This window comes from Parabacteroides sp. Marseille-P3160 (assembly GCF_900162725.1).
Lineage (GTDB): Bacteria > Bacteroidota > Bacteroidia > Bacteroidales > Tannerellaceae > Marseille-P3160.
This window is the reverse complement of the sequence record NZ_LT799418.1, coordinates 2,353,689-2,366,384: the sequence shown is the minus strand read 5'-3', so window position 1 is coordinate 2,366,384 and position 12,696 is coordinate 2,353,689. Positions and strand designations below refer to the sequence as shown.

Genomic DNA, 12,696 nt, shown 5'->3' with positions numbered 1-12,696 from the left:
TAAAGAGTATGCTATTATTAGAAGATGAAACCATTCGGCTCCGGGCCTTGGAACCGGAAGATCTCGACCAGCTCTATCGCTGGGAAAACAATTCGGATCTTTGGGAGTTAGGCAGTACATTGTCTCCCTATTCGCGCTTTCTGCTCAAGAGTTACATCGCCAACTCCCATCTCGATATCTACGAACAGAAGCAGTTACGCCTGATGATCGAACTGCTGCAGACAAAAGAGGCAGTGGGCACGATCGATCTCTACGACTTCGATCCGCGCCATCGCCGCGCCGGCGTCGGGATCCTGATCGACGATACTTTCCACCGGAAAGGGATAGCGGGGAAAGCGTTGCGCCTGTTGAAGCAATATGCTTTCTCTTTTCTGAATTTGCATCAGTTGTATGCCCATGTCCCGGTGACAAACGAAGCCAGCCTACACCTCTTCGGCAAGGAGGGCTACCGGATCACCGGCGCGCTTTCCGAATGGCTGGCGACAGCACAAGGATATGTGGACGTAAACGTCATGCAATTGTTTAATGAAAACAGATTATGAACCGGGAAGATCAATTGAGTTCCGGGTTCTTGGGGTAATTAACCCAGGACTTGTATTGGTCTCCCAACAATTCAATGGAATTCCGCCAGTAAGATTCACCGTCGGCTAATAGGATGTCGTTATTCGAAGAATTACTGACCAGCCATGAGTCTTCCTGGACCTCCCGGATAAGTTGGGCTTCAGACCAGCCCGAATATCCGAGAAAGAATTTCACTTTCCCCTCGATTGCATTTCCTTGGTGGATGTATCTTTTCAAGGCGTCGAAGCTACCGCCGAAATAAATATTTTCATTAATATTTACAGCGCCCGGAATAAGTACAGCCCCCAATGAATGGATAAAAAACAAATGATGGGAACTCACCGGCCCTCCCAGATAGATCGGGAGATCCGGCATATTCTTCAATTCGGCAAAAAAAGTGTTGACAATCAAATCCGTCCTTTTATTCAGTACAAATCCCATCGATCCTTCCGATGTATGTTCAACAAGAAGAACTACCGCGCGCTGGAAATAACTATCCCTGAGGAAAGGTTCGGAAATAAGAATCCTCCCCTTTCCCGGATCAATATCATTATGCTTGATTTTAAATATGTTCCGCTCTTGCGCCATTGATAAATATTTGTTAATTCAATGCCCAATATATTGGTAATATTCCGAATAAACAAATCTAAGCGGCAATAGATCTGTTAAATAAACAAAAGAATCCGATCTGATTAAGTTAATTCTTCATCTGGTCCAATTGAAACAAACGAAGGCGTTCTTCCAGTAATTCGTATTGGTGAGGTTTAATGAAAGAAGTACAGGCACGCAACCCTTCCTGATGGCTTCCAGTCGTACTTAACGAGATCGCACTGATTCCGTAAAAGATAAGCTCTTTCATTAATTCCCCACCAGTCATACCCGGATATCTGATCGTGAAATAGAATCCGTCTGCTATCGGTTCATCCAGGTCATGATCATATACAATCTCAAAACCGTATTTCGTGAAAATCTCCTTCAGCCTCTTGGCTCTCCGTCCGTATTCTTTGGTTTCGGAAACAAAATCGAAAGTTCCGTCGGAAGCCGCTTTGAATAGGGCAGCAAGCGCATATTGCGCCGAATGGCTTGTCCCGGAAGAAAGGGCATACAGAACGCGATGAATGTATACCGTACCGAAAGTCCCCCCTCCGTAACGCTTCACCAGGCCCGGATAGGCACGATGATAGAGCTTATCGGCAATCACAGTCACCCCGATCCGCTGCCCGGCATAGCTAAAAGCTTTCGAACCGGAAATCTGGAGCACGTAGTAATCCGTATAGTTTGCCACGCTCGGCTGGTAAGGAGGCTGGAAAGGCGTACCTAATTCCTTGCGGAAATCCATGGCAAAATAGGCCAGATCCTCTATGACAATGGTATCATAACGGGTGGACAATTCTCCGATAATCTGCAGTTCTGCATCTGTCAGGCAAAACCAGGCCGGATTATTCGGATTCGAATAGATCAAAGCCGCTATCCGGCCGGTATTTAAATAGCTTTCCAGTTTAGCGCGAAGTTTCTCACCGCGGTACTCATAGACATCGAACGATTCATAATGATATCCCATGACTGTGATCTGCTGCTTTTGCACAGGGAATCCCGGATCGATAAAGAGAATGGTATTCCTCCCCTCCACGCACTGCCCGCAAGTCAGGAAAGAAGCGAAAGTCCCTTGCATGGATCCGGTAACAGGCACACAACCCTCCGGCTTTACATCGACATTAATAAAAGCTTTGACAAAACGGGACGCCTGTCCTTTCAGTTCATCCAGTCCGTTGATGTTAGGATAGATGGAAGCTATACCCTCTCTCAAAGCCTTTATTTCTGCTTCCACTCCTATCATAGCGGCAGGGAGGCCGGGTACACCCATCTCCATATGAATAAACTCGGTTTGTGTTTCTTTTTCTAATTGATTGGAGATAGCAACGACTTCCCGTATGGTTGCATTTCCGAAATCATTCAGTTGGTAGCTCTCGATCACCCTTTGGGCTGTTTGATAATCAATCGGTGTTTTTTTCACGACTTCTTTGTTTAATTCAAGGCAAAAGTAAAAAAAAACCCTATGTCCGGTTTAAAAAAATACAGAAAGTATTGCAAATCCAAAAATAGGCACTATCTTTGCATCGCGATTGAGAGAAATAGCAAAAACAAAAGAAAATTGGTTCGGTAGTTCAGCTGGTTAGAATACCTGCCTGTCACGCAGGGGGTCGCGGGTTCGAGTCCCGTCCGTACCGCTGGGAGCCTAAGACAAGAGGCGCCAACAGTAAGACAAGTCCTTCATATTCAGTGAATATGGAGGACTTTTTCTTTTTATCCTGTCTTAGTCGAAAGCCAAGAAAAAGACAAAAAAAGACAAAGCATCTAACCCAATTCGTACCCCTTTTTTAAAAAAGGTGCAGGGGGTACGAAAAATCACTTTATAGGGGGTACGATTTGTCCTAAATTGGCAGTATGTTGTCGCCATTTGGCAGTGTGCATAAAACTCATTTACAGATAGTTATAAGTAATTTTGTAACATTAAAAAATGAGTTTATGAAAAGTACATTTAAGATTCTTTTCTATTTGAAAAGAGACAAAGAAAAATCAGATGGTTCAATACCTATTTTTGGGAGGATTACGATTGACGGACAAGCAAGCCGTTTTAATACTAAATATAGTATTAAACCTGAATTATGGGACACGAAATCTTCTACTATCATTGGCAAAACAAAAGAAGCCCTTGAAATCAATTCTGTTTTAGAAGCTATTAAAACGAGTGTTTATAATGTATATCACGAATTACTTACCCGTGAAAACAATGTAAATGCCGAAAGGGTAAAAAATATCTTTCTCGGTCTTGAAATAAAACATCAAACTGTTCTCGAACTTTTCCAACGCCACAATGAGGATCTTGCCAAATTAGTCGGCATAAGTAAATCTAAAGAAACACTCCAAAAATATGAAGTTGCCTATAGACGCATGGCTGGCTTCATCAAGGAGTATTATAATGTATCAGATATTTCTTTGAAAGAAGTAAATCATATGTTCCTGCATAATTTCGAGATTTACCTGATGACTACCTGTAAATGCAAAGAAAATACGACTGCAAAATTCCTACAACGTTTCCGAACCATTATTATCATGGCGAAAAACAACGGTTGGATACATATTGACCCGTTTGCCAATTTCAAGATACGATTCAAAAAAACGGATCGTGGCTACTTAACACAACAGGAGATTGATATAATTATGTGTAAGAAATTCGCTTCCGAACGTCTTGAACGAGTAAGGGATATATTCATTTTCAGTTGCTTTAGCGGACTTGCATACATAGATGTAAAGAATTTGCGCCAGTCAAATATTCGTACTTCTTTCGATGACGGATTGTGGATTATGGGCAAACGAGAAAAAACAGGCGTAAATTATAATGTGCCTTTACTTGATATCCCAAAGCAAATTATAGAGAAATATTCGGGTAAATTGCCAGATGATAAAGCACTTCCGGTAATGAGTAATCAAAAGATGAATGAATACCTCAAAGAAATCGGAACAATCTGTGGAATTGATAAAAATTTAAGCTATCACCTTGCAAGACATACGTTTGCGACTCTCACGCTTACAAAAGGTGTATCTATCGAAAGCGTGTCAAAGATGTTAGGGCATACTAATATCAAAACTACCCAAATTTACGCACGAATTACTGATGTTAAAGTCAGCAATGATATGGCTTCTTTTGCTGAAAAACTGGAAGAAAAGAGAACCAAATCTAAATCTAAATTAGATCAACTCTTTGAGTGCCTTTCACTACGTGAAAAAATGGCTTTATTTAATCTTCCCGGCACTTTGTCTGATGATCCCGAAAGATTAAAGCGAATATCCGTCATGTGGCACAGCCTTTCGGAAGAAGAAAAATCCTCTCTCTGGTCAAACACCTTTGAAAGTGAGAATAATTTAACTTTCAAACCAATGAAAGCTAAAACCCAGGTCGCTGTTTAACCCATTAAATATATTTATCATGGAATTACAGATTATTCAAAGTAAGATTTATGAAATCCGGGGTATGCGTGTCATGTTAGATTATGACCTCTCCGAGTTATATCAGGTTGAAACAAAAAACCTGAAACGTTCTGTCCGGCGGAACATAGACCGCTTCCCACCCGATTTTATGATAGAACTCACAAAAGATGAGTACGATTTTTTAAGGTGCAATTTTGGCACCTTAGAAAATCAAGGTCAAGGACAACACGTAAAATACTTACCCTTTGGTTTTACAGAACAAGGTATAGCCCAACTTTCAAGCGTTCTTAACAGTACGCTGGCCATTCAGGTTAATATATCTATCATCAGAGCTTTTGTCGCCTTACGACAATATGCACTGGGATATGCGGAATTAAATCGTAAACTGGAGGAATTTATGGTGGAAACAAATATGCAGTTCAGTGATATTTACCAGGCTCTTACCGAACTGGCATCACAAAAAGAACTGGAAAATAAACCCCGTAAACGTATTGGTTTTAATGTTCAACACAATGAAGAATAATATAATTATGGAACGAGGATATATAAATATTAAAGAAAACAATGAAAATCAACTGATTGTTGAAGCAAAACTTGTAAATTGCACCCTATGGGTAACGAAACATCAAATTGCCGACTTATTAAATGTATTCGTCAATACGATTGGTAACAACTTTCGGAGTATATTCAAATCCGGGTTACTCCATGAGGAAGATGTTACCCGAATACATAAATTTGAGAGCAATGGGCACCCATGCGAAACGGTACTGTATAATCTGGAAGCACTGATATTTGTCAGCTACCGTGTAGCATCTTTTGAAGCAAGGGCTTTTCGAGAATGGGTAATGAAAGCACTAACCGAATATACCCGGAATGATAATAAAAAGACAGCCGAAGTTCTGATAGTATATAACCTGCATTCTGAACTTCCGGCTATTTCAATGAATTAATAAACGTTTAATACATTCAGATATGAAACACGTATTTTATTTATTTATCGCTGTTTTAATGGTTTCCTGCGGTTCCAACTCATCAACGAGTAATTACGAAAAAATCATTACTGATAACCTGTTAAAAGGGAGCGACACAAAAGAAAATCTCAACTTCAAAATTGTGGAGATTAGCGAAACCGGCAATGTTACGGTTGCCGACAGTATTGCTTATTTAACTGATGAGTTCAGAAAAGACAAACAACTTATCATTGATCGTGTTGCACTTGCCCTTGAGAAGACTAAAGAATTAAAGTCTTATCAATCAACAAAGCATAATCATGAAAAATACAATACTGACATTGCTGTTATGAGTGATCGCATAGATTCGCTTAGAAATCTTACTCCCGATAACTTGAAAGGTTATGATAGTAGGAATCCGGCAGATGTTCTTGCCGTAATCGTTAGATGTAAATATTCATTGGTTCCTCCCGGTGGAACAGCCGTTGAAGAAACATTCGATTTTTACTTATCTCCCGATGGAAGCAAATACTACGGTAAAACCAGAGCCAAGTAAAAAGTATATATCACAATCCAAACGGAGCCTGTATCATATTGGTACAGGCTTTTTATATATATAGCTTTCCTTTCTGTGGGGAAAGTTCTGCGTTTTATGATGATAAACGCATAGCAGACAACTCGATTTCCTTTTTTCTATACTTCCCTCGATATAATTTCTTCCTCATTTAGCTATGTATGCGGAAAGCGGCTCGGAGTGAACGAGTATCAGGCGCGAATTTATCTCATGTTTATTGGCTGCACAAGATCAGACGTGTTTTCAAAAAAATCTTCCTCGATTCAAAATCTCTTTTGTGATAGATTTTAAGAAATTATCCGGCAATAATTATAGCCTCTTTTCTTAAAGAAATGTACCTGTACCCCTATCAGGTACAGGAAAGCGAGTGTATTTTTTTGAAAAATCTTGATGCTGCCAAAAAGCACTACGTGAGTAAGGCACCTGAAACTCGATCACACCTCACCGGCTCCGATACGGCATAAAAAAAAAGTCAGAAATTATGAGAAATATAGAAAAAAATAGGAAACAACGACCGACAGCCTACCTTCCAATTAGCATAAAATTGGTTTTAAAAATCGTTTTGGCGGTTTTGGGCTTCTGTGTGTGGGGAACAGGGTTTATTTGGGCTTTAGTGGGCTTGTATCTCTTTCTTCCTGTTATACGGGGTATCCTCTCCTTCTTCGTGGGCATGGGTGCTATAATTCTCTTTATTCTCGCAATGCTGACCTTTTTATAACCCATTAAAATTTAGAGTTATGAGCAAAGTATTTTTATTAGGAGCAAACAAGGAAATTGACAGGGCTAAACAAGTAGTAGAAGTCAATCAGGTTATCCAAATGGAGGGGTACAGCTACGACAGATATGTAGTCTATGACATCGTTAAAAACGATTGGGGAGTACATTACAAGCTGATTAACCTACGGGGAAAAATCTTTCAAACGGCAGACATAATCAGACCATTGAAAGAAAAATTCGGTATCGGTTACTATTACGACAGCGAAAACCCTGAATTTATGGACGGTTTTGAAGTGGCGATACTCCTTCAGGAAGCGAAAGAAAAAGCCAAAGCGGAAGCGGACGAAGCCGAAAAAGAGAGAATAAGAGTAGAAGAAGTTAAGGTAATAGGGCGTAAACGCTTTGCCGATATATTTCCCGAAGATGCTTTAGGCGTTATAGTGGCACGGCTGAAACAGAACGAAAGCGACAGCCAAACCGACTATTACGCAAGCAGTAACCAACGCACCGTTATTTTAGGCTTTTCCAAACATAAGAGGGACATCTTTTCCGAAATGCGTAAACACGCATCCAATTTCGAAGAAACCACCTATTTATCAGAGTTTAACGAAGATTACGAACATAGGGAAAAATACTCTATGGGTGCAGGGTATTATTTAGGCGAATATAGGCATAGCGGTTGGATAATTGAAAAAGTAGGCGTTTGGAAACGTGAAAACACAATAGAGGAATTTGCCTATACCGCAGGGAACGAAGATAATATACATATCAGTAAGACCGACAGCACACCCCCAAGCAATCCACAGGGAACAAGTACGGGTAATTGCACAGTAGTAGAATATTCAGCCAAAGCAGTTGCAGTTTTCGGAGAAACGAAAGCAATTAAAGACGAACTCAAAGCAATGGGCGGACGCTTCAACAGCCGATTAACCTTTAATGGTAAGAAGTTGGCAGGGTGGATATTTCCGAAATCACAGGAACAACGGTTAGCTTATTATTTCGGATTGGATTAAGTAGTAACACGGGGCAGTAACCCTGCCCCACAATACCAAAAAACATGAAAGCATCAAATCATTTCAAAAACGATATAAAGGCATATTTAGACCAACGGGCAGAAACAGATGTATTGTTCTCATTCCAATACTCCAAACCCGAAAAGAACATTGACGATTGTGTTACATACATTCTCAACAGCGTACAAAAAACAGGCTGTAACGGCTTTGCAGACGAGGAAATTTATAGCATGGCAGTACATTTTTACGATGAAGATAATATCGAAGTAGGCAAGCAGATAAACGCCCATGTAGTCGTAAACCATGTAGTGGAACTGACCGCAGAAGAAAAGGAACAAGCACGTAAGGATGCCATACAAAAGGCACAGGACGAAGCATACAGGAAAATGATACAGCCTGTTAAGAAAACCAAGAAAGTAGCATTAAATCCTCAACCCAGTTTATTTGATTTTTAAAATATAGACCTATGAAACCGCAAAATAAATTTCAAGCACAAGTAGTTGAAGCGAGTAGAACTCTACCACAAGTTACCAAAGAGCAAGTTAATTGGGGGTATGAAAACGGCATCGACCATATCGGGCACAGAACCGAAAAAGGGGTAATTACCTGTACTAAATGCGGTCATTCATGGCAGGGAGCAGGGTATTTGGTTACCACCCTTACCGATTGTGACTGTCCGAACTGCAAAGCCAAGCTAAAGGTAGAAACCACCAAGAAACGAATGTTTAACAACCGTTATTATATGACCATTATTACTACTCACAAAGGTTATCAGGTTTTACGTTCCGTAATGTTGTTCTATTCGGCAAAGATAGGAGAAGCAACCAAATATGACTATTCGGAAGTTATGCAACGGTGGATTGCTCCGGGCGGTAAACATTGCACATTGGCAAAACTCCGTCAGACAATGGGCAACTGTTACATTGATTCATGGATATATCACACTGACATAGAATTGCGTAGCGAAAGCACCAATAACAAGTTTTATATAAATGTCTATGACAAAATTCATACAAGCGTTATTTATCCACAACAACAACTCATTCCCGAACTGAAAAGAACAGGCATTAAAAAGCGAAATTTCAATCAAAAACCCTTCGATGTGTATAAGGCATTATTGAAAAATAGCCGAATGGAAACCCTGTTGAAATCAGGACAATTAAGCCTGTTTAAATCATTCCTGAATGATGCTTACCGCAAGGTAGATAATTACTGGGCATCTATCCGCATCTGCATCCGTAACGGATACAAAATCAAAGATGCAACATTATGGTTTGACTACATTGATTATCTGCGCTTTTTCGGTAAAGACTTACACAATGCAAAGTATGTTTGCCCGTCAGACCTGCACAGGGAACACGACAGATATATGCACAAGAAAGCAAAGGCAGATGCACAAAAGGAAATAGAAAAACTACGGGAGAAAGAAGAAGCATTCAGGCAAGCAAAAGCCAAGTTTTTCGGGCTTACCTTTTCCGATGGACTTATACAAGTACGGGTACTTGAAAGTATAGAAGAAATACTATTGGAGGGTAAATTGATGCATCATTATGCTCAGTATATGGTTATGCGTAGCCATTTAGATAACACGCAGAATATAAATCCGATATACTCCAAACGCTACGCATAATATTTTAAAACTTTTTCAAAAAGTCAATAAGGTTACCGTCTTTATTCCAATCTGGCAGATCGTAATCAGGAATGTTATCCGGAAAAGTTCTTTCGAGAAGTTTACGCTTAGCCTCAATATCCAATGTGGCATAAATTTCAGTTGTCTGAATGGAAACGTGACCTAACCAGTCTCTTATCACAACCATAGTATAGCCAGCTTGAAGAAGGTGCATTGCTTTGCTATGTCTGAGAACATGAGGAGTAACCTTCACCGGCATATTATTGTCTTCAACTAGGTCTGCATATTTCTTCAAAATATGAGTGATTCCTCCTCTACTTAATGCTTGCCGACGTTGATTATAAAACAAAGGATGGTCTAATCGATGTGTGGCAGTTAATTTATTTTCTTCTAAATAGTTAGCCAATAATTTAACAGTATTTCCAACAATGGGAACAATCCTTGTTTTGTGTCCTTTCCCAGTTAGAGAGATTGAAGCAGGGGACTCTAATCTAATATTTTGAACCTTCAAGTCGCAGAGTTCCTGAACGCGGGCTCCTGTGTCATAAAGAACGCTAAGTATAACGGCATCTCTTCTTTCTCCTTTCTTGCTCATATCTGGTTGTCTTAACAAAGAACTCACCTGAGATACAGTAAGATGATTTAAAAGAGGCTGAACATTTTTCTTAAAGGGTATCTGCATCACTTGTTGACAACTCAATAGCTGTTTAGGATCTTGCATCTGAAGATAGCGGAAAAATGAATGAATAGCTGCAAGGCGCTGATTTCTGGTGGCATTGGAACTTTTTCTTTCTTTTTGTAGCCAATCAAGATAATCACGGACAGATTTGTTATTGATATTTTTCAATCTTAACTTTTCAGGAGAAATGGATAGCTGATCATTGAAGAAAATCACCAGTAACCGAAAAGTGTCGCTATAAGAGGAGATTGTATTCTTACTTAGATTTCGACATCCAATTAAAAAATCCGTAAAAAAATGCTCAAGATGATTGGCAAAATCAGTCGTATTTTTCATGACTTATTGTATTTTGTGATGAGTTGAATGGAATAATAGCTCCTAATGTTTGTTCTATATTGGATCTGATATCCTGAACCAAATCGTAGCTTAGGTGTAGATAATAAGCGGTATCTCGATAGTAGGTATGCCCCATATATGCCTGAAGAATTGGAAGGTATGCATTCGGATCTTTCCCTTCTTGCATCCATTTACGTAGACAGTTTACAGCAAATGTATGACGCAACGAATGAACACAAGGAGCTCCTCGTTCGCCAACTTTTGTTCTTCCATGATGTGATATTCCCGCTTTCCATAAGAATCTGCGAAGATTCCTATTTATATTTTGGCTTGTCATGGGATTGTTTTTGAGTCCAGGGAAAAACCACGTCTGTGGCGTAGAGAAAACATGAACCTTTTGAGAGTACTCCCTAAAATGATTAAGTAACTCTAAAGACAATGGTATTTGCCTACATTTTCCTAATTTGGTTTGTGTTAAAGTCAAAATGCCGCGCTCCAGATCAACATCCTGCACTTTTAATAATCTGGCTTCTGTCACTCTGAGACCACAACAATATAAAAGCCGGAAGAAAATCGGCATTACAATGTGCCGTAAAGGAACTTCATAACAAAACAAGCAACCGTTATCGATGGTAGCAAACAAACGTTTGATCTCTTCATCACTGAAAATATAAGGAGTATATTTCACTTTTTTAGCCAGCACCCCTTTTGGCAGTATGTATGCAGATTCTCCTTTACGTACAATGTATCTCGCCAACTCGTTGAGTGGAGAGAGCCGAGTTTCTTGAGTAGAAGGATGTTCACCGCGATTAACGGCTACCCAGTGAAGAACAATTTCCTTATCGAGGATAGTCGCATTTGGATAATTTTTTAAGCAGAACTGGTCAAAACGTTTTAACATCATTGCTTGAGACTTGTACTTATATCCCAATGTCTGCTTTTGTTCAATGAGACCTATTATATCTTCAGAAAAACCAGAGTAGTAGATATTATTCATAGATTATCAATATTTAATGTACATTCCTTTAGCAGATTCAAGCTACTCTTGAGATAAATCGCAGTAGTGGTAGGGTCTACATGTCCCATCAATTGAGCAATTTCCTCAATTGGAACATGCCTTTCCATTAAAGAAGTAGCATAAGTATGGCGCAAAGAGTGCATACCGAATTTCTTATTTTGGGGCATTGATATATGTGCCATTTTCATATACTTTTTTATCATATCCAGCAGACGGCTTGAATCTCCAAAAGGGCAGATTGGTGCTGTGTGCCGGACAAACACATTCTTATCCTCACAGTTAGGGCGACCTTTTTGGATGTAATCAATCAAAGCCCAGCCTATTTCTCGTGGCAGAGGGTAGGTTACGGGTCTTCCTGTCTTCTTTTGGATTATTTCAATCCGATTTTCATCCCATTTAATGTCATTAAACTTTAGAGACTTTATGTCTACACATCTCATCCCAATCCTACTGGCTAACAAAATGATCGCGTAATCTCGCTTGCCGGAAGGATTACCTCGGTCAATAGTATCCAGCAATTTTTTTAGATCTGCGGGATCCCAAATTGATGGAATACGGGCTTTCTGCGGTATTTTTACAGTTGGCAAAGAACTGGATAAATCCGTATTCGTATACCCTGAAGCTTTGAGAAAGCGCAAGAAAGCTCGTATTCCACAAAACATAAATTCAACCATCTTTGGGCTATAACCAAGAAGTGTTTTTACGTAATCTACAAGTATGCCGGGATTAATGTCTTTAGCTATGAGCTCTCTTGATTCAATGAATGAAAGTAATTTACTTACTGTGCGTATATACCCTTTTGTTGTAGATGTTGCATAGTCCATAGAAACACAATTTGTGTGAAATTCGGTCAATAGTTCGAGATGAAATGCGTTGTTTACAGTGAAACGTGTTCGTATATGGCGATGCAATAGTGTACCATGTTGGTGGAAATCACATAGCATCTTGATAGAACGGTAAAGCCAGGTGTTACTTGGAGTGAGTTTGTCTGCCCTTTCCTTTGTGAAGAAATCGCATTTCCCTTCAAGATACTCCATCGCCGTTTTCATCGAAAAATATTCTTCTTGTTTAGTTTCAAAGAACATAACCAATTTAGCCCAATTCCTTCGGTGTTGAACCAATGATGTTTTTTTGTACTGCATTCTGGCAAGCTCTTTATTCAAAAGGCTTACTAATTCTTTTGGTTTAATTTTTTCCATCTTAATTGAGTTTAAAATACAACTAAGTA

The 12,696-nt window shown here is 39.6% G+C and carries 13 protein-coding genes, 1 tRNA gene and 1 pseudogene; 10 read left to right on the top strand and 5 right to left on the bottom strand.

The window, feature by feature from the left end:
- Positions 1-8: 8 nt before the first annotated feature.
- Complete coding sequence (locus tag BQ8014_RS09455; RefSeq protein ID WP_080904120.1) at positions 9-542, top strand: GNAT family N-acetyltransferase; 534 nt, start codon at positions 9-11, stop codon at positions 540-542.
- Between the two features lie 10 nt (positions 543-552).
- Here BQ8014_RS09455 and BQ8014_RS09450 read toward each other — a convergent pair whose 3' ends face one another.
- Complete coding sequence (locus BQ8014_RS09450) at positions 553-1,149, bottom strand: YqgE/AlgH family protein (RefSeq protein ID WP_080904119.1); 597 nt, start codon at positions 1,147-1,149, stop codon at positions 553-555.
- 109 nt (positions 1,150-1,258) lie between these two features.
- Positions 1,259-2,575, bottom strand: a complete 1,317-nt coding sequence (locus tag BQ8014_RS09445) for an aminotransferase class I/II-fold pyridoxal phosphate-dependent enzyme (RefSeq protein WP_080904118.1) — start codon at positions 2,573-2,575, stop codon at positions 1,259-1,261.
- Positions 2,576-2,715: 140 nt separating this feature from the next.
- Between BQ8014_RS09445 and BQ8014_RS09440 the strand changes: the two genes are divergently transcribed.
- The 9 genes and pseudogenes from BQ8014_RS09440 to BQ8014_RS09400 all read left to right on the top strand — a co-directional run bounded on the left by BQ8014_RS09440 (position 2,716) and on the right by BQ8014_RS09400 (position 9,435).
- Positions 2,716-2,789, top strand: a tRNA-Asp gene (locus BQ8014_RS09440).
- 298 nt (positions 2,790-3,087) lie between these two features.
- Positions 3,088-4,278, top strand: a pseudogene (locus BQ8014_RS09435) (site-specific integrase); the annotation flags it as partial.
- 271 nt (positions 4,279-4,549) lie between these two features.
- Entirely contained in the window at positions 4,550-5,074 is a 525-nt protein-coding gene (locus BQ8014_RS09430) for an ORF6N domain-containing protein (protein ID WP_006843957.1), read from the top strand.
- Entirely contained in the window at positions 5,064-5,501 is a 438-nt protein-coding gene (locus tag BQ8014_RS09425; protein WP_018074962.1) for a virulence RhuM family protein, read from the top strand. Before BQ8014_RS09430 ends, BQ8014_RS09425 begins: the two co-directional genes overlap by 11 nt.
- Before the next feature lie 22 nt (positions 5,502-5,523).
- Positions 5,524-6,057, top strand: coding sequence for a hypothetical protein (locus BQ8014_RS09420; RefSeq protein WP_006843955.1), 534 nt, complete (start codon positions 5,524-5,526; stop codon positions 6,055-6,057).
- Positions 6,058-6,556: 499 nt separating this feature from the next.
- Positions 6,557-6,793: a hypothetical protein gene (locus BQ8014_RS09415; protein ID WP_080904117.1), complete on the top strand. Its 237-nt coding sequence runs from the start codon at positions 6,557-6,559 to the stop codon at positions 6,791-6,793.
- A gap of 19 nt (positions 6,794-6,812) precedes the next feature.
- Positions 6,813-7,805 (top strand): hypothetical protein, encoded by a 993-nt coding sequence (locus tag BQ8014_RS09410; RefSeq protein ID WP_006843954.1) that lies wholly within the window; start codon positions 6,813-6,815, stop codon positions 7,803-7,805.
- A 44-nt stretch (positions 7,806-7,849) separates the two neighbouring features.
- Entirely contained in the window at positions 7,850-8,260 is a 411-nt protein-coding gene (locus BQ8014_RS09405) for a PcfK-like family protein (RefSeq protein ID WP_080904116.1), read from the top strand.
- Between the two features lie 11 nt (positions 8,261-8,271).
- The gene (locus BQ8014_RS09400; RefSeq protein WP_080904115.1) at positions 8,272-9,435 is read left to right on the top strand and encodes a PcfJ domain-containing protein; all 1,164 of its coding nucleotides are present in this window, start codon (positions 8,272-8,274) and stop codon (positions 9,433-9,435) included.
- A gap of 4 nt (positions 9,436-9,439) precedes the next feature.
- On the opposite strand, the gene BQ8014_RS09395 is transcribed toward BQ8014_RS09400, so the two are convergent.
- Genes BQ8014_RS09395 through BQ8014_RS09385 form a run of 3 tightly spaced genes read right to left on the bottom strand, consistent with a single transcriptional unit; the run spans position 9,440 to position 12,667 of the window.
- Positions 9,440-10,450: a tyrosine-type recombinase/integrase gene (locus tag BQ8014_RS09395; RefSeq protein ID WP_080904114.1), complete on the bottom strand. Its 1,011-nt coding sequence runs from the start codon at positions 10,448-10,450 to the stop codon at positions 9,440-9,442.
- The gene (locus tag BQ8014_RS09390; RefSeq protein ID WP_080904113.1) at positions 10,434-11,447 is read right to left on the bottom strand and encodes a tyrosine-type recombinase/integrase; all 1,014 of its coding nucleotides are present in this window, start codon (positions 11,445-11,447) and stop codon (positions 10,434-10,436) included. The genes BQ8014_RS09395 and BQ8014_RS09390 overlap by 17 nt, the downstream gene beginning before the upstream one ends.
- Positions 11,444-12,667 (bottom strand): site-specific integrase, encoded by a 1,224-nt coding sequence (locus BQ8014_RS09385; protein ID WP_080904112.1) that lies wholly within the window; start codon positions 12,665-12,667, stop codon positions 11,444-11,446. Before BQ8014_RS09385 ends, BQ8014_RS09390 begins: the two co-directional genes overlap by 4 nt.
- Positions 12,668-12,696: the final 29 nt, after the last annotated feature.